Source organism: Streptomyces sp. NPDC047853, from assembly GCF_043204535.1.
Lineage (GTDB): Bacteria > Actinomycetota > Actinomycetes > Streptomycetales > Streptomycetaceae > Streptomyces.
This window is the reverse complement of sequence record NZ_JBIDCI010000017.1, coordinates 71,486-90,155: the sequence shown is the minus strand read 5'-3', so window position 1 is coordinate 90,155 and position 18,670 is coordinate 71,486. Positions and strand designations below refer to the sequence as shown.

The window sequence follows — 18,670 nt, the reverse complement described above, 5'->3', positions numbered from 1 at the left end:
CATGCCGGTACTGGTGATCACGGGCACGGGCACGGAGGTCGGCAAGACGGTCGTGACCGCCGCCGTGGCCGCCGCGGCGGTGGCGGCCGGCCGCTCGGTGGCCGTGCTGAAGGCCGCGCAGACCGGCGTCCGGCCGGACGAACCCGGGGACGCCCAGGAGGTGGCGCGGCTCGCGGGCGAGGTGACGACGGCCGAAGTCGCCCGCTTCCCCGAGCCGCTGGCTCCGTGGACGGCCGCGCGCCGGGCGGGCCGGGCGCCGGTGCGTCCGGCGGAGGTGGCGGAGGCGGTGGACAAGCTGGCCACCGAGCACGACCTGGTGCTGGTGGAGGGCGCGGGCGGGCTGCTCGTACGCTTCGACGCCGCGGGCGGGACGCTGGCCGACGTCGCGGCGCTGCTGGGGGCGCCCGTGCTGCTGGTGGCGTCGGCGGGCCTGGGCACGCTCAACACCACGGAGCTGACGGCACGTGAGCTGCGGACCCGAGGGCTGGAGCTGCCCGGCGTGGTGATCGGCAGCTGGCCCGGTGCCCCGGACCTCGCCTCGCGGTGCAACCTCGCGGATCTGCCCGACGTGGCCGGCGCCCCTCTGCTCGGTGCCGTGCCCGCCGGGGCGGCGTCCCTCCCGCCGGGCGAGTTCCGGTCGTCGGCGCCGCGCTGGCTGGCGCCCCGGCTGCAAGGGACGTGGGACGCGGACGCGTTCCGGGCACGGCAGGCGCCCTGACCGCGGCGGCGGGCGGCACGGTCCGACGGCCGGACGGGGCGGGGTGGCCGGACGGGGTGGCCCGGACGGTGTTCGCTCGCCCCGCCCGACGCCGTCGCACGCGGATGCGCCGGTGTACCCGTCCGGCGCCCCCGCGGACGGTGCCCCGGGCGGAACGCGCCGTCGACGCGGTGGGTACGCGGAGGCCGTGAGGGGGAGAATCGGGGTGAGGCACCACCTCGTGAAGGAGGTCCCATGCCCCTGCGATCCGCCCGACCCCGCGGGGTGCCGCGGGACTCCGTGCACCATCCGCTGTTCGCCCGCTGCTACGCCCGGTGCAGCGTGGGCGCCGAGACCCGGATGGGCATGGGGCGCGTGCGCGAGCGGCTGCTCGCCGGACTGTCCGGCCGGGTGATCGAGATCGGCGCGGGCAACGGACTGAACTTCTCCCACTACCCGGGCACCGTCTCGGAGGTCGTCGCCATCGAACCGGAGCGCCTGCTGCGGCAGCTGGCCGTGGAGGCCGCGCTGCGCTCGCAGGTGCCGGTCGACGTGGCACCGGGCGCGGCCGAGGCACTGCCGGTCAAGAGCGAGGCCTTCGACGCGGCCGTCGTCTCGCTGGTCCTGTGCAGCGTCCGCGACGTGCCCCGGGCCCTCGCGGAACTGCGGCGGGTCCTGCGCCCGGGTGGTGAGCTGCGCTTCTTCGAACACGGCCGGGGTGGCGGCCGGGTGATGACGCTCACCCAGAGGGCACTGGACCGGACGCTGTGGCCACCGCTGAGCGGCGGCTGCCACCTGTCCCGTGAGCCGGTCGCCGCCCTGCGCGAGGCCGGCTTCGCACTGGGCCCCTACCGGCGGGTGATGCTGCCGGAGAACGGGCCGGCCCTGCCGACCTCGTACTGCGTGCTGGGCACGGCCTGGCGGCCGCCCGGGGCCGAGGCGTAGTCACACGCCCCACCCGCGCAGCTCTCCCGCCCCACCCGCGCAACTCTCCCGCGATCTCGTCGACGGACGCCTCACCGCTCCTGGCCGGCAGGGCGAGGTCCCCCGCACCGGAGCAGCGCGGCGGCGCGGGCGTGCGGGCCGTCGTGGACGGGGGTGTCGCAGCGCGACGGTTCAGCCGCGTACCCGAAGTCGGCGGCCGCGTCCACCAAGGCGCGGCCCGCCTCGCCGGTGTCCTGCCGGACCAGGTCCTGTGAGCGGAGTCGATGTCGGGACCGTACCTCTGAGGAGTGAACCCGACGGATGCGGGCGCTGCGCGAGGGCTGACCGTCCGCATGCCGGAATACCCGCGTCTCCGCCCGGGGCGCGTGGTGGGATCCGCTCATGAACGATCTGCGGATACGGGCCGCCGGGCCGGGGGACCTGGACGTCGTGCTGGCCTTCTGGAAGGTCGCCGCCGAGGGGACGAGCATCAGCGACGACCGGGAGGGCGTGGAGCGGCTGGTCGCCCGCGACCCCGAGGCCCTGGTCCTGGCCGAGCGCGACGGTGAGCTGGTGGGCACGGTGATCGCGGGCTTCGACGGCTGGCGCTGCCATCTGTACCGGTTGGCGGTCCACCCGGACCACCGGCGCCGGGGCATCGGCTCCGCGCTGCTCATGGCCGCGGAGGAGCGCTTCGTACGGCTCGGCGGGCGCCGCGGGGACGCGATGGTGCTGCGGCGCAACGAGCGGGCCCAGCATGCCTGGCGGGCGGCCGGGTACGCGCCCGAGGAGCAGTGGCGACGCTGGGTGAAGCCCCTGACCGACTGAAAGGCTGTGACCACCGGCGCATGAGCGAGTCCCCTTCGGCGAGTTCCCCGGCGCCTCCCCCGGTTCATCCTTCGGCGCCTCCCCCGGCGCACGACATCGCGCGCATCGCCGCGTCCTGGCCGATCATGGGTGCGAGGTGACCCGATGACCGAAGTGCTCCTGCTGCTGGTGGCGATCCTGCTCTCGCTGGCCTGCGGCGCCTTCGTCGCGGCGGAGTTCTCGCTGACCACGGTCGAGCGCGGCGAACTGGAGCGGGCCGCGGCGCGCGGGGAGCGGGGTGCCGCGAGCGCGCTGAAGGCCGTCCGGAACCTGACCTTCCAGCTCTCCGGGGCCCAGCTCGGCATCACCGTCACCAACCTCGTGGTGGGCATGCTCGCCGAGCCCTCCGTGGCCGCGCTGATCTCCGGTCCGCTGGAGAGCGCGGGCATGTCGGGCTCGGCGGCCTCGTCGCTGGCGCTGGTGCTGGGCACCGCCCTGTCGACGATCGTCCTGATGATCGTCGGCGAGCTGGTGCCGAAGAACTGGGCGATCTCCTCACCGCTGGCCGTCGCCAGGCGGGTGGGGGGCCCGCAGCGCTGGTTCAGCGCGGCCTTCCGGCCCTTCATCACGCATCTGAACAACACCGCCAACCGGATCGTCCGCCGCTTCGGCGTGGAGCCCGCCGAGGAGCTGGCGTCCGCACGCGGCCCCCAGGAGCTGGCGGCGCTCGCCCGGCACTCGGCCAAGGCGGGGGCGCTGGAGGCGGACACGGCCGAGTTGTTCGTCCGCACCCTGAACCTGGCCGACCTCACGGCGGGGAACGTGATGACCCCTCGCGTCCAGGTCATCGCCCTCGACTCCCGCGCGACCTGCGAGGACGTGGCGAACGCGACGCGGGCGACGGGGCTGTCCCGGTTCCCCGTCTACCGGGAGACCCTGGACGCCGTGGTGGGGACCGCCCACGTCAAGGACGTCCTCGCCGTGCCCGCCGAGCAGCGGCCCGCCATCCCGGTCGCCGACCTCATGCGCGAGCCGCTGCTCGTCCCCGAGTCGCTGACGGTCGACCGGTTGCTGGACCGGCTGTCGGGCCGGCGCACGATGGCCGTGGTGATCGACGAGTACGGCGGGACCGCGGGCGTGGCCACGCTGGAGGACATCGTCGAGGAGGTCGTCGGCGAGGTGCGGGACGAGCACGATCCGCACGAGACGCCCGAACTGGACCCGGCCGGTACCGACGAGCGGGGCCACGCCCTGTACTGGGCCGAGGGCGCGGCACGCGTGGACCGGCTCGCGCGTCTGGGGCTCCGGGTGCCCGACGGGCCGTACGAGACGGTCGCCGGGCTGGTCGCGGCCGAGCTGGGACGCATCCCCGCCGTGGGGGACGCGGTGGAGGTCGCCGGCTGGGGACTGGAGGTCGTGGACGCCACGGGACGCCGGGCCGCCCGGGTGCTGCTGCACGCGCCGCTCGACACGGCACGCGCGACCGGCGAGGACGGGGAGGCCGGACGGTGACCGCCGTACAACTGCTGATCGGTCTGGCGACGCTCGTCGTCAACGCGTTCTTCGTGGGCGCCGAGTTCGCGTTGATCTCGGTGCGGCGCAGCCAGGTGGAGCCCTACGCCGAGGAGGGCGACCGGAGGGCGAAGAGCGTGCTGTGGGGGCTGGAGCACGTGTCGGCGCTGATGGCGGCGGCCCAGCTCGGCATCACCCTGTGCACGCTGGTCCTCGGCGTCGTCGCGGAACCGGCGATCGCGCACCTGCTGGAGCCGCTGTTCCACGCCGTGGGCCTGCCGTCGGGCGTGGGGCACGCGGTCTCCTTCGCGATCGCCCTCTCGCTGGCGACGTACCTGCACATGCTGCTCGGCGAGATGGTGCCCAAGAACATCGCCCTGGCCGAACCGGTGCGCAGCGCGCTGCTGCTCGGGCCGCCCCTGGTGGCGCTGTCCCGGGCGCTGCGTCCGGTGATCTTCACCGTCAACGCCTTCGCGAACGCCCTGCTCAAACTGCTCAGGGTCGAGGCCAAGGACGAGGTGTCGGCGACCTTCACGGACGCGGAACTGGCCGAGATCGTGAAGGACGCCAGTGAGGCCGGGCTGATCGACGACCGGGCCCAGGAGCGGCTGCACGACGCTCTGGAGCTGGGCCGGCGGCCGGTGCGGGACGTGGTGCTGCCTCTGGAGAAGGTCGTCCACGCGCGCGTGGGCATCACCCCGGAGCAGCTGGAGCGGCTGTCGGCCCGGTCCGGCTTCTCCCGGTTCCCGGTGGTGGACGACGGGCGGCGGATCGTCGGCTACCTGCACGTGAAGGACGCTTTGGACGCCTCGCCGCGGGACCTGCCCTTCCGGCTGCCGGACATGCGGCCCATCGCACGGGTGCGGGAGAGCACGCCGCTGGACGACGTGCTCACCGCCATGCGGCGCAGCCGCACGCACCTGGCGGCGGTGCTCGGGTCCGACGGACGGCTGGCCGGGTTGGTGACCATGGAGGACGTGCTGCGGGAACTGTTCGGGCAGCGGACCTGAGCCGACAGGGCGGAGGCGGCCGTACGAGAGCCGAAAGGGCGGAGGCCGACCGACCGGCGGGTATGTGCAGGGGCTACCATTTCTGTCGCCATGCAGACGCATCCCACCCACACCAGCCTCGTCGCCGTCGGCGACTCCTTCACCGAGGGCATGTCGGACCTGCTGCCCGACGGCTCCTACCGGGGCTGGGCCGACATCCTCGCGGCGCGGATGGCCGCCCGCTCCCCCGGTTTCCGGTACGCGAACCTCGCGGTGCGCGGGAAGCTGATCGGACAGATCGTCGACGAGCAGGTCGACGTCGCGGCGGCCATGGGCGCCGACGTGATCACGCTGGTCGGCGGGCTCAACGACACCCTGCGTCCCAAGTGCGACATGGCCCGGGTGCGGGACCTCCTGACGCAGGCCGTGGAAGGGCTGGCCCCGCACTGCAAGCAGCTGGTGCTGATGCGCAGCCCGGGCCGGCAGGGGCCGGTGCTGGACCGGTTCCGGCCGCGCATGGAGGCGCTGTTCGCGATCATCGACGACCTGGCCGCGGAGCACGACGCCGTCGTCGTCGACCTGTACGGGGCCCGTTCGCTGGCCGACCCGCGGCTGTGGGACGTGGACCGGCTGCACCTGACCGCCGACGGGCACCGCCGGGTGGCGGAGGCGGTGTGGCAGTCCCTCGGCTACGAGCCGGAGGACCCCGACTGGCACGCGCCGGTGCCCGAGACGCCGCCACCGGGCTGGATCATGCGGCGGACGGCGGACGTACGGTTCGCCCGGCAGCACCTGTTGCCCTGGATAGGCCGCAGGCTGACCGGCCGGTCCTCCGGCGACGGCCTGCCGGCCAAGCGCCCGGAGCTGCTGCCCTACGAGGACCCGGCGTGACCCCGTGCCGGCCCGCGCCGCACCCGCCCGGACGGCCTTCGTAGCTTCCGACGAACAACCCCGCGGCGCTGGCCTGCACGAATCGCCAGTAGAATCCGTACACGTGACTTCCGCTCCCGCCAAGCCCCGCATCCCGAACGTCCTCGCCGGACGCTACGCCTCCGCCGAGCTCGCCACGCTCTGGTCGCCCGAGCAGAAGGTGAAGCTCGAGCGGCAGCTCTGGCTCGCCGTGCTGCGGGCCCAGAAGGACCTCGGCATCGAGGTGCCGGACGCCGCGCTCGCCGACTACGAACGCGTCCTCGACCAGGTGGACCTCGCCTCGATCGCCGAGCGCGAGAAGGTCACGCGGCACGACGTGAAGGCGCGGATCGAGGAGTTCAACGACCTCGCCGGGCACGAGCACGTGCACAAGGGCATGACCTCCCGCGACCTGACGGAGAACGTCGAGCAGCTCCAGATCCGGCTCTCGCTGGAGCTGATCCGCGACCGCTCGGTGGCCGTCCTGGCCCGGCTGGGCAAGCTGTCCGGCGAGTACGCCGAGCTGGTCATGGCCGGTCGCTCCCACAACGTCGCCGCGCAGGCCACGACGCTGGGCAAGCGCTTCGCCACCGCCGCCGACGAGCTGCTCGTGGCGTACGGCCGGGTGGAGGAGCTGCTCGGCCGCTACCCCCTGCGCGGCATCAAGGGCCCGGTCGGCACCGCCCAGGACATGCTGGACCTGCTCGGCGGCGACGCGGGCAAGCTCGCGGAGCTGGAACAGCGGATCGCGACGCACCTCGGTTTCTCCCAGGCCTTCACCTCGGTCGGTCAGGTCTACCCGCGTTCGCTGGACTACGAGGTCGTCACCGCGCTGGTCCAGCTGGCCGCGGCGCCCTCCTCGCTGGCGAAGACCGTGCGGCTGATGGCCGGGCACGAGCTGGTCACCGAGGGCTTCAAGCCCGGCCAGGTCGGCTCCTCGGCGATGCCGCACAAGATGAACACCCGCTCCTGCGAGCGCGTCAACGGCCTGATGGTGATCCTGCGCGGTTACGCCTCGATGACCGGCGAGCTGGCCGGCGACCAGTGGAACGAGGGCGACGTGTCCTGCTCGGTGGTGCGCCGGGTGGCGCTCCCCGACGCGTTCTTCGCGCTGGACGGACTGCTGGAGACCTTCCTGACCGTGCTCGACGAGTTCGGTGCCTTCCCGGCCGTCGTCGCCCGGGAGCTGGACCGCTACCTGCCCTTCCTGGCCACCACCAAGGTCCTGATGGGCGCGGTGCGGGCCGGTGTCGGCCGCGAGGTCGCGCACGAGGCGATCAAGGAGAACGCCGTCGCCTCCGCCCTGGCCATGCGTGAGCAGGGCGCGGAGCGCAACGAGCTGCTCGACAAGCTGGCCGCCGACGAGCGCATCCCGCTGGACCGCGCCGCGCTGGACGCGCTGATGGCCGACAAGCTCTCCTTCACCGGCGCCGCGGCCGACCAGGTCGGTGTCGTCGTCGGCCGCATCGAGGAGATCCTCAAGCAGCACCCGGCCGCCGCGGGCTACACCCCCGGAGCGATCCTCTGACGCGCTTCACCCGGGCCGAGCTGGAGGCCGCCCGCGACCGTCTCGTACCGGACGTCGTCGCGGACGGCCTCCGCGTGCTGTTCTGCGGGATCAACCCCGGTCTGATGACGGCGGTCACGGGCCACCACTTCGCCCGCCCCGGGAACCGCTTCTGGCCGGTGCTGCATCTGTCCGGGTTCACGCCCCGGCTGCTGAAGCCGTCGGAGCAGGGCGAGCTGCCGTCGTACGGGCTCGGCATCACGAACGTCGTCGCGCGGGCCAGCGCGCGGGCGGACGAACTGACGGCCGAGGAGTACCGCGAGGGCGGTCGGCTGCTGGCGCTGAAGGTGGCCCGGTTGCGCCCGCGCTGGCTGGCCGTCGTCGGAGTGACCGCCTACCGTGCGGCGTTCGACGACCGCAAGGCGCAGGTGGGCCCGCAGGCCAGGACCTTCGGGGACACCCGGGTGTGGGTGCTGCCCAACCCCAGCGGGCTCAACGCGCACTGGACGGCGCAGACGATGGCGGAGGAGTTCGCGCGGCTGCGGGTCGCGGCGGAGGCGGAGGAGTAGTCCGGGGTCAGGGGGGTGCCTCCTGCGTGACGACGGCCAGCAACCGCACCTCGTCCGTCTCGTCCCGGTCGGCGACGGCGACCGCGACCCAGCGGCCGGTGCCCTCCGCCTCCCAGAGGTACGCCACGCGCGCGCGGGCGCTCAGGCCGGCCCACGGCTCGGGTATCTCCTCCCGGTCGCTCCGCAGCAGGACCGTCAGCAGATTCCAGGGGTCCGTCTCCCCCCAGCGGAGGCTCAGGCGCTCGTACAGCGCGTCCCGGTCCTTCTCGTACTGCTCCACGACCGCCGCCCGCTCCGCCGGGTCGCCGTCGGGCAGGCCGTGGCTGCTCTCCAGCACCGCCGTGAAGTGGCCGGGCCCCGCGGTGCCCCCGTCCGACGGGCCGTGCTCCGCCGGGAAGGGCCGGAAGCACAGCTCGTCGACGAGGGCGATGTGCCGGGCGATGTCCATGGCGTCCAGTAAACCGGCCACCACTGACAATTGGCGGAGTGTCAGTCGCGGGCGGCGTCAGGCGTCCCGGCCGCGCAGCCGCCAGGCTCCCGCGAGGAGGGCCGCCGCCGCCCACAGCGCCGTCACCGCGAGTCCCGCCCAGGGGCCCAGAATCCCGTCGTGCGTCTGGTACAGGACGACTTGCCCCGCCTTGTCCGGCAGGAGGTCGGTGGCACCGCCCGCGACGTCCCCGATCACGAAGGAGACGACGAGGAGGAACGGGATCAGGGTGGCCAGGGTGGCCACGCCGCTGCGGAACAGGGCGGTGAGGCCGGCCGCGAGCAGGGCCATCAGCGTGAGGTAGATGCCGCAGCCCACCACTCCGCGCGCCTGCTCGCCCGGGGTGAGCCCGTCCGCCGCCGGGCCGAGTCCCGCCCGGGCCGCCACGAGGGCGGCGAACGCGGTGAGCAGCCCCACCACGAGGACCGGCACGGCGACGACGACGAGCTTCGCCGCGAACCACCGCCCGCGCCGGGGCACCGCCGCCAGGGAGAGCCGGATCCCGTTGCCCTGGTACTCGGAGGAGACGACCACGGCGCCGAAGGCGACGGCGGCGATCTGGCCGGGCATGACGCCGGACAGGGCCGTGAACAGCGGGTCGAAGTCCGGATCGGAGGTTTCGGAGACCCCGGCCAGCGCGGAGAAGGCGGTGGTGACCGCGAACACGGCCAGCAGCGTGCCGCACAGTGAGCGCAGGGTGAGTACCTTGAGCGCCTCGGAGCGGAGTACGGGCGTGAAGTGCATGGTCAGGCCTCCTGGGGCTGTGCGGTGAACTCGGTCTCGGTGGCCGTCAGGTCGAGGTAGGCCTGTTCCAAGGTGCCTTCCGCCGGGCTCAGTTCGAGGATCGGGACGCCGGCACCGGACATGGCGCGGCCGATGTCGTCCACGCGTGCGTGGGGCACGGTCCAGTACCCGTCGTGGTCTTCCACCGCCTCGTGCCCGTGCCGGGCGAGGGCGGCCTTGAGCGCGGTGGCGTCCGAGGTCCGGACACGGACGCTGGGCTGCACACGCGCGTCGATGAACTCCCGCATCGGGGTGTCGGCGAGCAGTCGCCCCCGCCCGAGGACGACCAGGTGGTCGGCGAAGGACGCGGTCTCGTTCATCAGGTGACTGGAGACCAGGACCGTGCGCCCCGCGGCCGCGAGGCGGCGCAGCAGCTCGCGGATCCAGATGATGCCTTCCGGGTCCAGACCGTTCGAGGGCTCGTCCAGCATCACCACCTCGGGGTCGCCCAGCAGCGCGGCGGCGATGCCGAGCCGCTGGCGCATCCCCAGGGAGTACGTCCTCACCCGGCGGCGCGCCACCGAGCCGATGCCGGTCTCCTCCAGCACCTCGTCGACCCGGCGCGCGGGAAGGCGGTTGCTCGCCGCGAGGACGCGCAGGTGGTCCCGACCGGTGCGGGAGCCGTGGGCGGCGTCCGCGTCGAGCAGGGCGCCCACGTGCCGCAGCGGCTCGTCGAGGGTGGCGTAGGGTCGTCCGCCGACGGTCGCGGTGCCGTTGGTCGGCCGGTCGAGGCCGAGGACCAGGCGCATCGTGGTCGACTTCCCGGCGCCGTTGGGGCCGAGGAAGCCGGTGACGCGGCCGGGGCGGACGGTGAAGGTGAGGTCGTCGACGGCTCGTCGGGTGCCGTACTCCTTGGTGAGGTTCTGGACGTCGATGCTGGTCATGGCTACAGCGTGACGGTCCCACCGGGGGCGGGTCCTCCCCCGCGCGCGGAGAACTCCTCCCCCGTGCGGGGGAGGTGTGCTGTCAGTGGCGGCTGACAGGATGACGGAATGGTCCGCTTTCTGCGCCCGCTGATCCGAGGGACGACGTACACACGGCTGCTGCACCTGTGGGTGCCCACGCTCGTGGTGAGCGTGTGGGCGCTCATCGACGACACCAAACTGTGGGTGCCCGCGGCGGTGCTGGTCCCGATCGGCTTCGTTCCGGCGGTGCGGACCGGTGAGGGCGTGCAGGCCCGGCTGCTCCTCACGCCCGGCCCCGAGGACTCCGCCTTCTCGGTCGCGCCCTCGGCGACCTGGCGGGACCGGGTGCGCACCGTGGTGTGGCTGGAACTGCGCATGCTGCTGGGCGTGCTGACCACGGGGGCGTGCGTCTGGCTGCCCATCGTCAGCGTCGAACTGGTCCGGCTCGCCCTGGGGTACCGGATCGACGACATACCGGTCCTGCGCGATGCCGCGACGCACTGGGCGTACGCGCTCCTCGCGCCGCTCCCTCTCCTCGGACTGTACGGCGCCGTGCTCGGCCTCGGCGCCCTGGCGACAGCGGGCGCCCGCACGTTCCTCGGCCCCCCGGCCGCCGAGCGCCTGGCCGCCCTCGAGGAACGCACCGAACAGCTCCTGGAGCGCACCCGCATAGCCCGCGAGTTGCACGACTCCATCGGGCACGCCCTGACCGTCGCCGTCGTTCAGGCCGGGGCCGCCCGTACGGCGAACAGTGCCGAGTTCACCGACCGGGCCCTGACCGCGATCGAGGAGACCGGCCGGGCCGCGCTGGAGGATCTGGAGCGGGTGCTCGGCGTGCTGCGGGAGAGGGAGCGGCCCCTGAGCGCCAGACCGACACTCGCCGACGCGGACCGTCTGCTGGAGTCCGCCCGCGCCTCCGGGGCGAAGGTCGACGCCGACGTCACGGGGCCGGTGGAGACCCTGCCGGGTCCCGTCTCCCGGGAGGGCTACCGCATCCTCCAGGAGGCGCTGACCAACGTGCTGCGGCACGCGGGAACGGTGCCGGCGCGGGTCCGCGTCGCGGTGGCGGACGGTGCGCTCACCCTGGAGGTGTGCAACGCGCTGCTGGACGGGAGAGCCGACCCCGGACGCGGCAGCGGTCTGCGCGGCATCCGCGAGCGGGCCGCGCTGCTGGGCGGGCACGCGCACACGGGCCCGGACGGCGCCGGCGACTGGCGGGTGCGGGTCGAGCTGCCGACGGGCTGATCTACGCTGGGCGAATGCCGGTCAGAGTGCTCCTCGTCGACGACGAACCCCTCGTACGCGCGGGTCTGCGGGCCGTGCTGGAGGCGCAGCCGGACATCGAGGTGGTCGGCGAGGCGGCCGACGGGGCGGCGGTCATCCCGCTGGTGCGGCAGGTGCGGCCGGACGTAGTGGCCATGGACGTCCGGATGCCGCTGCTGGACGGCATCGAGGCCACCCGCGCGCTGCTGCGGACGGTGGCCGACCCGCCGAAGATCCTCGTGGTGACGACCTTCGAGAACGACGAGTACGTGTACGAGGCACTGCGCGCCGGCGCCGACGGGTTCCTGCTGAAGCGGGCCCGGCCCGCCGAGATCGTGCACGCGGTACGACTGATCGCCGAGGGCGAGTCGCTGCTGTTCCCGGCCTCGGTGCGGCAGCTCGCCGCCGAGTACGGCGACGGCGGCGGCAACCGCGCGGCCCGCGCGGAGCTGACGCGGGCTCAGCTCACCGAGCGGGAGGGCGAGGTGCTGCGGCTGATGGCCCGCGGGTTGTCGAACGCGGAGATCGCCGCCCGGCTGGTCGTCGGCACGGAGACGGTGAAGTCACACGTGAGCGCGGTACTGGCCAAGCTGGGTGCGCGGGATCGCACCCAGGCGGTGATCACGGCGTACGAGTCGGGGTTCGTCGCGCCCGGCTGAGGAAACCCGCCCGTGGTGACCTCACGGACCGGCACTCGCCGGGGTGGACCGGGCCGAGTACGATCCGGCCAACACGCGCACGAGCTGGGAGGACGGACGTTGGGAGGGCTGACCGGCGGGGATCCGTCGCTGCTGCGGAGGATCAACTCCGCTGTGGTGCTGCACGCGTTGCGTGCCACGGACTGCGCGACGCTGACCGAGATCACCCGGGTGACGGGGCTGTCCCGGCCGACCGTCGAGGGTGTCGTCGAAGGGCTGATCGAGACCGGTCTGGTCGTCGAGGCGGCCGCCGACGAGGGCACGGCCCGGCGGCAGGGCCGGCCGGCCCGGCGCTTCCGGTTCCGGGCGGAGGCCGGGCACCTGCTCGGTCTGGAGATCGGTCCGCACCGCGTCGCCGCGCTCCTGTCCGGTCTGGACGGCCGGGTGATCGGCGCGCAGGCCAAGGACGTCGACGAGACCGCTTCGGCGGACGAGCGGCTGGAGCGGCTGCGCACGGCGGTCGCCGAGCTGCTGCGCCGGGCCGGGGTCGCCCGTGGTTCGCTGCGGGCCGTGGGCGCCGCCACGCCGGGGATCGTCGAGGCGGACGGTACGGTGCGGCTGAGCACCGCGCTGCCCGAGTGGACGGGGCTGCGCCTGGGTGAGCGATTGAGCCGTTCCTTCAAGTGTCCGGTGCTGGTCGAGAACGACGCGAACGCGGCGGCCGTCGCCGAGCACTGGAAGGGCGCCGCCACCGAGTCCGACGACGTCGTGTTCGTCCTGGCCGGGCTGAGTCCGGGGGCCGGGGCGCTGATCGGCGGGCGGCTGCACCGGGGGTACGGCGGGGCGGCCGGTGAGATCGGCGCGCTGCACCTGCTGGGCCGGGGGGTGACGCCGGAGACGCTGCTGTCCACGACGGACCAGCCGTTGCATCCGCTGGACGAGCAGGCGGTCGCGAAGGTGTTCGCCGAGGCGCGTGGGGGCGACGCGCGGGCGCGCGCGGCCGTCGAGCGTTTCCTCCAGCGGCTGGTGCACGACGTGGCGGCACTGGTCCTGGCGCTCGATCCCGAACTCGTCGTCATCGGCGGCTGGGCGGCCGGCCTCGACGGCGTGCTGGAGCCGCTGCGGCAGGAGCTGGCACGCTACTGTCTGCGCCCGCCGAAGGTGGCCCTCTCGCTCCTCGGAGAGGCTGCCGTGGCCACGGGTTCGCTGCGGCTGGCGCTCGACCACGTGGAGGAGCAGTTGTTCGCCGTGGAGGGCGCGACGGCCCGCCGCTGACCCGGTGCGGGCCGGGCCCACCGGCGAGGGCACCGGCCGGGCCGGGCCCGATCGTCGGCGGGCCCGGCCCGGTCCGCCGTCAGGAGGCCCGGGTCTGCGGGCCGTGGTGTATCTCGACGTCGCCGGAGTCCCCGAACGTCAGCCGGCAGGTGTCCGCGCGGTAGGTGGCGACGGAGAGCGCGGCGGTGCGGCCCTCGGCGAGATAGCGGGTGGTGACCACGAGGACGGGCGCTCCCGGCAGCCGGTCCAGCTCCTTCGCGTCGTCGGCGCCGGCCGATCCCAGCTCCACGGCGCTCTCCTGCCCCTCCAGTTCGCCGCGCTGCAACTCGCGCAGCACGGCACGGGCGCGTGCGGGGCCGGAGGGCGCGTCGATGGCGGTGAGGTCGGGCACCGAGGACGGCGCGATGTAGAGCAGCTCGGCCGCGACGGGCAGGCCGTGCGTCCCGCGGGAACGGCGCACGGTGTGCACCGGCTCGTCCCGTCCGGTGCCCAGGGAGTCGGCGACGGCCGCGGGCGGTGCGGCGAGGACGCAGTCGGCGGGCTGCCAGACGTCGTCGGCCGCTCCGGGCCAGTCGTGCCGCCGGGTGCCGACGGCCACGCCGACGCGCGGCGGGGCGACGGTCGTGCCGACGCCGCGTCGACGCTGGAGCCTGCCCTCCAGTTCGAGTTGCTCCAGGGCCTGGCGGAGCGTGGCGCGGGCGACGCCGAAGCGGGCGGCGAGGTCGCGCTCGTTGGGCAGCACCTCGCCCACCGAGAACTCCGTGTCCAGGGCCTGGCCGAGCAGGTTCCTGAGATGCCAGTACTTCGGCTCCGGTACCGGTTCCAACTGCGTGGTCCCCACCCTGTCCTCCGCAATCGCCGTGGTCCGGCGGCGTTTTGACGCCCTTGTTTATTAAAGGTTGTTGCAGTTCTCTGCGACCATAAAACGGCCCACACCCTTGGTCAAGACCAATCCGGTGAACAGGACGACGGAGCCCCCGCCGCGGGACGGGGGCTCGGACGGGTCAGGGGGCGGCTAGCCGAGGGCGGCCAGGGAGCGCAGCTTGTCGGGATTTCGGATGAGGTAGACCGACTGGATGCGGCCGTCCGCCACGTCCAGCTGGAAGACGCAGTCGGGTTCGCTCCCGGACAGCACCAGCAGCGCCGGGCCTCCGTTGAGTTCCAGGAAGTGGAACGAGACGTCCGGGACCCCCTTGTGCGCGGCCCCGAGCAGGAAGCGGGCCACCTTGTCGGAGTTCACCACGACCCGCAGCGGCGCCCTGGCCTTGCCCCCGCTGTCGCCCACCAGCCGCACGTCCGGCGCGAGCAGCGCCATCAGCCCGTCGAGGTCGCCCTCGGTCGCCGCGGCGAGGAAGCGCTCGGTGAGGTCCCGGCGCTGCGCGGGGTCGGCCTCGTAGCGGGGCCGCCGCTCGTCGACGTGCTTGCGGGCCCGCCCGGCCAGCTGGCGCACGGCCGCCTCGCCGCGCTCCAGCATGGCGGCGATCTCGGCGTACGGGTAGCCGAACGCCTCCCTCAGGACGAACACCGCCCGCTCCAGCGGCGACAGCGACTCCAGGATGACGAGGACGGCGAGGGACACGGAGTCGGCGAGCACGGCCCGCTCCTCGGTGTCCGCGACGACGTCCCCGAAGTCGGTGACGCAGGGCTCGGGCAGCCACGGTCCGACATACGTCTCGCCCCGCGACCTGATCTGCCGCAACCGGTCGATGGCGACCCGGGTGGTGATCCGCACCAGGTAACCGCGCGGCTCGCGGACGCCGGACCGGTCGGCACCGGACCAGCGCAGCCAGGCCTCCTGGACCACGTCCTCGGCGTCGGCCAGTCGTCCCAGCATGCGGTAGGCGACCCCCAGGAGGACGGGGCGGTGCGCTTCGAAGACGTCGGTGGCGGTGTCGGCGGTCACCGCTCCATCCCAGCGGACGCGCCTCGCCGTGTCCAGGCGGAATCGCCCGCCTCCGGGAGGGTCCGGGCGAAGGGGCGGCACCCGGGGGCTACCCGTCGGTAGCCACTACTGACAGTCTGTCTACGTAACGCCGTCATCGCCCACGCGGTCCCGCAGACGCGTGTTCCCGACAAGGAGTCCCATGTCCGCAACGCTCTCCTTCACGGCCCCCACCGAGCACGGCCCCCAGGACATCACCCTGTCCTACACGCGCGCGGGCGCCGGCGAGCCGCTGCTCCTGCTGCACGGCATAGGCCACCACCGGCAGGCCTGGGACCCGGTGGTCGACATCCTCGCGACCGAGCGCGACGTGATCGCCGTGGACCTGCCGGGATTCGGGGAGTCCTCCGCGCTGCCGCAAGGGCTCCCGCACGACCTGCCGACGACGACCGCGGTGCTCGGCGCGTTCTGCGCGGCGCTGGGCGTGGACCGGCCGCACGTGGCGGGCAACTCCCTGGGCGGTCTGCTGGCCCTGGAACTCGGCCGGGAGAACCTGGTGCGGTCGGTGACGACCCTCTCCCCGGCCGGCTTCTGGACGCAGACCGAGCGGCGTTACGCCTTCGGCGTGCTCACGGGCATGCGCCGGACCGCTCGCGCCCTGCCGCTCCCCCTCGTCGAGCGGCTGTCCCGCACGGCGGCCGGCCGCACCGCCCTGACCAGCACGATCTACGCCCGTCCGGCGCGCCGCTCCCCCGAGGCCGTGGTCGCCGAGACGCTCGCCCTCGCCCGGGCCGAAGGCTTCGCCGAGACGCTCAGGGCGGGGCGCACCGTGCTCTTCGCCGACGACGTGCCCGGCCTCCCCGTCACCGTGGCGTGGGGCATGCGGGACCGGTTGCTGCTGCCACGGCAGGGCGTCCGCGCCAAGCGGGTCATCCCGCGGGCCCGGCTGGTGCGCCTGCCCGGCTGCGGTCACGTACCGATGAACGACGACCCGGCTCTGGTCGCCCGCGTCCTGCTGGACGGCAGCCGCAGCCGGCCGGCCGGGACCGTGAGCACGTCGCTCCGCGCGGTCGCCTCGTAGCGCGTCCGCATGCGGGCCGCGGCCGTCCGAGGCGGTGTCCCCTCCGGCGGGGATCGGCATTCCGGTTTGTCGCTCCAAACGCTCGGGTAGGAAAGGGCCCTGGCCGACCACGGGAAAGTCGGCCTCAGTTCCCCCTGCTTCACCGAGAGACGACGGGCCGCAATCCGACATGGCGCACCATTCCATTCTCCCATCGCCCGCTGAATGCCCCTGGGAGGAAATCCTCCAGCATCGGGAACGCCTCATGCGGCTGGTCCGGCGAAGACTGCCGAGCCTTCAGGACGCCGAGGACTGCGTTCAGGAGACCATGGCCCGTACTGCCGCCCACGCCACGCTGGACCGGAATCGACTCGGTGCCTTTCTGACCTCTGTGGCGCTCCGCCTCTGTATCGACTTCCACCGTGACCTGGAACGTCGCGGCAGACTCCTCCACCGCGCGGCGTTCGCCGACACCCCCGGCCCGGGTGAGGAGGACGTCTGCGACGAGGACTTCGGCAGATGGCTGCTCGGCCAGGTCCGGCATCTTCGGGGGCGGGAGCAGGAAATCATACTCGCCCGCACCAAGGGCATATCGACTGCGGAATTCGCCCGTCTGCACGATATTTCACTGAAGGCGGCAGAGGCCGCCTTCACCAGGGGGCGTGCACGGTTGAGAAAAGCGTGCACGAAGGCCTTGGAAGAATGCCCCCGATAACGGTCGTCAGCGCCTTTGCCACATCGGTGCCCCGCTCGGCCCGGTCGACCCGGCGACCGTCGGTGCGGCGGTATCCGGTGTCGACGGCCCCAACCCCTCGTAGGGTGAGGGTGATCGGGCGCGGATGAATCTCGGGGGACTGCTTTCATGACGCCAGCGCCGACCGGAACCGGTGGCACGACCGGGACCGCCGCATGGGAGTTGCTGCTGCCCGCCGCCTCGGCGCCGGCGCGGGCGCGCGGCCGCGCGCTCCAGGCCGCGTTGCGGGACGCGGTCCGCTCGGGACGGCTCACGCCCGGCACCCGCCTGCCGTCGAGCCGGGACCTCGCGGCCGACCTCGGGGTGTCGCGAGGACTGGTGACCGAGGCGTACGAGCAACTCACCGCCGAGGGCTACCTGCGCAGCGGGCGCGGCGCGGGGACCTGGGTGGGCGACGCCGTACGGGCCGCCCGCCCCCGTGCGCGGGACCTCGCCCCGCGCGCGCCGGGCGACCACACCGACTTCGTGCCGGGGACACCGGATCTGTCGCTCTTCCCCCGCGCGGCCTGGGCCGCCGCACAGCGGGGCGTGCTGGCGGAGCTGCCGCACGAGAGCCTCGGCTATCCCGACCCGCGCGGGTTGCCGCGGCTGCGGACGGCGCTGGCCGAACTGCTCTCGCGACGCCGGGGCGTGGTGGCCGATCCGGAGCGGATCATGGTCGTCTCCGGGGTGGCGCAGGCGACGGCCCTGCTCGCGAGCGTGCTGCGGGCGCGCGGGACGCGTACCGCCGGCGTCGAGGACCCCGGCAGCCCCCAGCACGACGCCCTGTACGCGTCGGCGGGTGTGCGCACCGTGCCGCTGCCCCTGGACGACGAAGGGCTCGCCGTCGGCCCGCTGCGCGCCTCGGGCGTGCGCTGCGTCGTGACGACACCGGCCCACCAGTTCCCGACCGGGATCGCCTACTCCGCGAGGCGGCGCGCCGAACTGCTGGACTGGGCGCGGTCCGTGGACGGCCTCGTCGTGGAGGACGACTACGACGGTGACTTCCGCTACGACCGTGCTCCCGTGGGCGCCCTCCAGGGGCTCGACCCCGAACGCGTCGCCTACACGGGCTCGGTCAGCAAGTCCCTCGCGCCGGGACTGAGGCTGGGCTGGCTGCTGGTTCCCGAGTGGCTCGCGGAGGACGCCGTCCAGCGCAAACGCACCACCGACCTCGGACATCCGGCCCTCGACCAGGCCGTCTTCGCCCGCTTCGTGGAACGCGGCGACTACGACCGTCAACTGCGGTCGTGCCAGCGCGCCTACCGCGAGCGGCGCGACGCCCTGGTCGCCGCGCTGGGCGAGCACTTCCCCGGCTCGCGGGTCTCCGGCATCGCCGCCGGCCTGCACGCCATCGCCGCGCTCCCCGAGCGCCACGGACCCGAGGAACGCTTCCTCGCGCGGGCGAGGGAGGCCGGGATCGCGGTGCGTGCGCTGACGGAGTACGGACACGGGGCGGGTGGCGAGGAGGCGGCGGAGAAGGAGGTGCGGCTGGTGCTGGGGTACGCGCACCTGACGCCGGGGCGCGTCCGGGCGGGGGTGGAACGGATGGCGCGGGCCGTATGAGACGTGCCGCGTCCCCGTGCGGGGCGGGAGCGGAGCGTTCCTCGGGCGAGTGCCGTACGACGCGGGAGCCGGACGCCCCCCGGACGAGTACCGCGCGAGGCACGGCCGGGCGACCCCGCGGGGGCGGGCGCCTGTTCACCCGGAGTTTCCGTGGCCGCCGCGCC

Annotated in this window: 19 protein-coding genes; 14 read left to right on the top strand and 5 right to left on the bottom strand. The window is 73.9% G+C overall.

Features of this window, described 5'->3' with window-relative positions:
• The first annotated feature begins 1 nt into the window (after position 1).
• From bioD to mug, 8 genes are all read left to right on the top strand, one after another.
• On the top strand, positions 2 to 718 hold the full coding sequence (gene bioD, locus ACGF5T_RS27765; protein ID WP_366767593.1) for a dethiobiotin synthase: 717 nt from the start codon (positions 2 to 4) through the stop codon (positions 716 to 718).
• 234 nt (positions 719 to 952) lie between these two features.
• Positions 953 to 1,642 (top strand): class I SAM-dependent methyltransferase, encoded by a 690-nt coding sequence (locus ACGF5T_RS27760; RefSeq protein ID WP_361010141.1) that lies wholly within the window; start codon positions 953 to 955, stop codon positions 1,640 to 1,642.
• Positions 1,643 to 2,023: 381 nt separating this feature from the next.
• Complete coding sequence (locus ACGF5T_RS27755) at positions 2,024 to 2,449, top strand: GNAT family N-acetyltransferase (protein ID WP_366767592.1); 426 nt, start codon at positions 2,024 to 2,026, stop codon at positions 2,447 to 2,449.
• A 144-nt stretch (positions 2,450 to 2,593) separates the two neighbouring features.
• On the top strand, positions 2,594 to 3,940 hold the full coding sequence (locus tag ACGF5T_RS27750; protein WP_356606411.1) for a hemolysin family protein: 1,347 nt from the start codon (positions 2,594 to 2,596) through the stop codon (positions 3,938 to 3,940).
• Positions 3,937 to 4,950: a hemolysin family protein gene (locus ACGF5T_RS27745; protein WP_356606409.1), complete on the top strand. Its 1,014-nt coding sequence runs from the start codon at positions 3,937 to 3,939 to the stop codon at positions 4,948 to 4,950. Before ACGF5T_RS27750 ends, ACGF5T_RS27745 begins: the two co-directional genes overlap by 4 nt.
• A gap of 90 nt (positions 4,951 to 5,040) precedes the next feature.
• Complete coding sequence (locus ACGF5T_RS27740) at positions 5,041 to 5,820, top strand: SGNH/GDSL hydrolase family protein (protein ID WP_366767591.1); 780 nt, start codon at positions 5,041 to 5,043, stop codon at positions 5,818 to 5,820.
• Between the two features lie 103 nt (positions 5,821 to 5,923).
• Positions 5,924 to 7,366 carry an adenylosuccinate lyase gene (gene purB, locus ACGF5T_RS27735; RefSeq protein WP_361010133.1) on the top strand — a complete coding sequence of 481 codons (1,443 nt, stop codon included), beginning with the start codon at positions 5,924 to 5,926 and terminating at the stop codon, positions 7,364 to 7,366.
• On the top strand, positions 7,363 to 7,914 hold the full coding sequence (mug, locus tag ACGF5T_RS27730; protein ID WP_356606917.1) for a G/U mismatch-specific DNA glycosylase: 552 nt from the start codon (positions 7,363 to 7,365) through the stop codon (positions 7,912 to 7,914). Before purB ends, mug begins: the two co-directional genes overlap by 4 nt.
• A 7-nt stretch (positions 7,915 to 7,921) precedes the next feature.
• Here the strand turns inward: mug and ACGF5T_RS27725 are convergent, their stop codons facing one another.
• The 3 genes from ACGF5T_RS27725 to ACGF5T_RS27715 are packed head-to-tail and all read right to left on the bottom strand — an operon-like array spanning position 7,922 to position 10,068.
• Positions 7,922 to 8,362 (bottom strand): hypothetical protein, encoded by a 441-nt coding sequence (locus ACGF5T_RS27725; protein ID WP_366767590.1) that lies wholly within the window; start codon positions 8,360 to 8,362, stop codon positions 7,922 to 7,924.
• 57 nt (positions 8,363 to 8,419) lie between these two features.
• The gene (locus ACGF5T_RS27720) at positions 8,420 to 9,145 is read right to left on the bottom strand and encodes an ABC transporter permease (RefSeq protein ID WP_366767589.1); all 726 of its coding nucleotides are present in this window, start codon (positions 9,143 to 9,145) and stop codon (positions 8,420 to 8,422) included.
• 2 nt (positions 9,146 to 9,147) lie between these two features.
• Positions 9,148 to 10,068 (bottom strand): ABC transporter ATP-binding protein, encoded by a 921-nt coding sequence (locus ACGF5T_RS27715; protein ID WP_366767588.1) that lies wholly within the window; start codon positions 10,066 to 10,068, stop codon positions 9,148 to 9,150.
• Positions 10,069 to 10,176: 108 nt separating this feature from the next.
• Between ACGF5T_RS27715 and ACGF5T_RS27710 the strand changes: the two genes are divergently transcribed.
• The 3 genes from ACGF5T_RS27710 (at position 10,177) to ACGF5T_RS27700 (ending at position 13,265) form a co-directional block, all read left to right on the top strand.
• The gene (locus ACGF5T_RS27710) at positions 10,177 to 11,334 is read left to right on the top strand and encodes a histidine kinase (protein WP_366767587.1); all 1,158 of its coding nucleotides are present in this window, start codon (positions 10,177 to 10,179) and stop codon (positions 11,332 to 11,334) included.
• A 14-nt stretch (positions 11,335 to 11,348) separates the two neighbouring features.
• Positions 11,349 to 12,011 carry a response regulator transcription factor gene (locus ACGF5T_RS27705; RefSeq protein ID WP_356606395.1) on the top strand — a complete coding sequence of 221 codons (663 nt, stop codon included), beginning with the start codon at positions 11,349 to 11,351 and terminating at the stop codon, positions 12,009 to 12,011.
• A 99-nt stretch (positions 12,012 to 12,110) separates the two neighbouring features.
• The gene (locus tag ACGF5T_RS27700) at positions 12,111 to 13,265 is read left to right on the top strand and encodes an ROK family transcriptional regulator (RefSeq protein WP_356606393.1); all 1,155 of its coding nucleotides are present in this window, start codon (positions 12,111 to 12,113) and stop codon (positions 13,263 to 13,265) included.
• 79 nt (positions 13,266 to 13,344) lie between these two features.
• On the opposite strand, the gene ACGF5T_RS27695 is transcribed toward ACGF5T_RS27700, so the two are convergent.
• Positions 13,345 to 14,106: a GntR family transcriptional regulator gene (locus ACGF5T_RS27695; RefSeq protein WP_366767586.1), complete on the bottom strand. Its 762-nt coding sequence runs from the start codon at positions 14,104 to 14,106 to the stop codon at positions 13,345 to 13,347.
• Positions 14,107 to 14,280: 174 nt separating this feature from the next.
• Complete coding sequence (locus ACGF5T_RS27690) at positions 14,281 to 15,168, bottom strand: RNA polymerase sigma-70 factor (protein WP_366767585.1); 888 nt, start codon at positions 15,166 to 15,168, stop codon at positions 14,281 to 14,283.
• A gap of 181 nt (positions 15,169 to 15,349) precedes the next feature.
• Between ACGF5T_RS27690 and ACGF5T_RS27685 the strand changes: the two genes are divergently transcribed.
• The 3 genes from ACGF5T_RS27685 (at position 15,350) to ACGF5T_RS27675 (ending at position 18,506) form a co-directional block, all read left to right on the top strand.
• Entirely contained in the window at positions 15,350 to 16,228 is an 879-nt protein-coding gene (locus ACGF5T_RS27685; RefSeq protein ID WP_356606387.1) for an alpha/beta fold hydrolase, read from the top strand.
• A gap of 169 nt (positions 16,229 to 16,397) precedes the next feature.
• Positions 16,398 to 16,922 (top strand): sigma-70 family RNA polymerase sigma factor, encoded by a 525-nt coding sequence (locus ACGF5T_RS27680; RefSeq protein ID WP_366767584.1) that lies wholly within the window; start codon positions 16,398 to 16,400, stop codon positions 16,920 to 16,922.
• Positions 16,923 to 17,069: 147 nt separating this feature from the next.
• A complete protein-coding gene (locus ACGF5T_RS27675) occupies positions 17,070 to 18,506 on the top strand; it encodes a PLP-dependent aminotransferase family protein (RefSeq protein WP_366767583.1) in 1,437 nt (478 codons plus the stop codon).
• Positions 18,507 to 18,670 lie beyond the last annotated feature (164 nt).

Excerpts from the sequence above, each read along its gene's own strand:
- bioD (WP_366767593.1), top strand. The coding sequence starts at position 2 with ATGCCGGTACTGGTGATCACGGGCACGGGCACGGAGGTCGGCAAGACG.
- ACGF5T_RS27760 (WP_361010141.1), top strand. The coding sequence starts at position 953 with ATGCCCCTGCGATCCGCCCGACCCCGCGGGGTGCCGCGGGACTCCGTG.
- ACGF5T_RS27755 (WP_366767592.1), top strand. The coding sequence starts at position 2,024 with ATGAACGATCTGCGGATACGGGCCGCCGGGCCGGGGGACCTGGACGTC.
- ACGF5T_RS27750 (WP_356606411.1), top strand. The coding sequence starts at position 2,594 with ATGACCGAAGTGCTCCTGCTGCTGGTGGCGATCCTGCTCTCGCTGGCC.
- ACGF5T_RS27740 (WP_366767591.1), top strand. The coding sequence starts at position 5,041 with ATGCAGACGCATCCCACCCACACCAGCCTCGTCGCCGTCGGCGACTCC.
- ACGF5T_RS27725 (WP_366767590.1), bottom strand. The coding sequence starts at position 8,362 with ATGGACATCGCCCGGCACATCGCCCTCGTCGACGAGCTGTGCTTCCGG.
- ACGF5T_RS27720 (WP_366767589.1), bottom strand. The coding sequence starts at position 9,145 with ATGCACTTCACGCCCGTACTCCGCTCCGAGGCGCTCAAGGTACTCACC.
- ACGF5T_RS27715 (WP_366767588.1), bottom strand. The coding sequence starts at position 10,068 with ATGACCAGCATCGACGTCCAGAACCTCACCAAGGAGTACGGCACCCGA.
- ACGF5T_RS27710 (WP_366767587.1), top strand. The coding sequence starts at position 10,177 with ATGGTCCGCTTTCTGCGCCCGCTGATCCGAGGGACGACGTACACACGG.
- ACGF5T_RS27705 (WP_356606395.1), top strand. The coding sequence starts at position 11,349 with ATGCCGGTCAGAGTGCTCCTCGTCGACGACGAACCCCTCGTACGCGCG.
- ACGF5T_RS27685 (WP_356606387.1), top strand. The coding sequence starts at position 15,350 with ATGTCCGCAACGCTCTCCTTCACGGCCCCCACCGAGCACGGCCCCCAG.
- ACGF5T_RS27680 (WP_366767584.1), top strand. The coding sequence starts at position 16,398 with ATGGCGCACCATTCCATTCTCCCATCGCCCGCTGAATGCCCCTGGGAG.
- ACGF5T_RS27675 (WP_366767583.1), top strand. The coding sequence starts at position 17,070 with ATGACGCCAGCGCCGACCGGAACCGGTGGCACGACCGGGACCGCCGCA.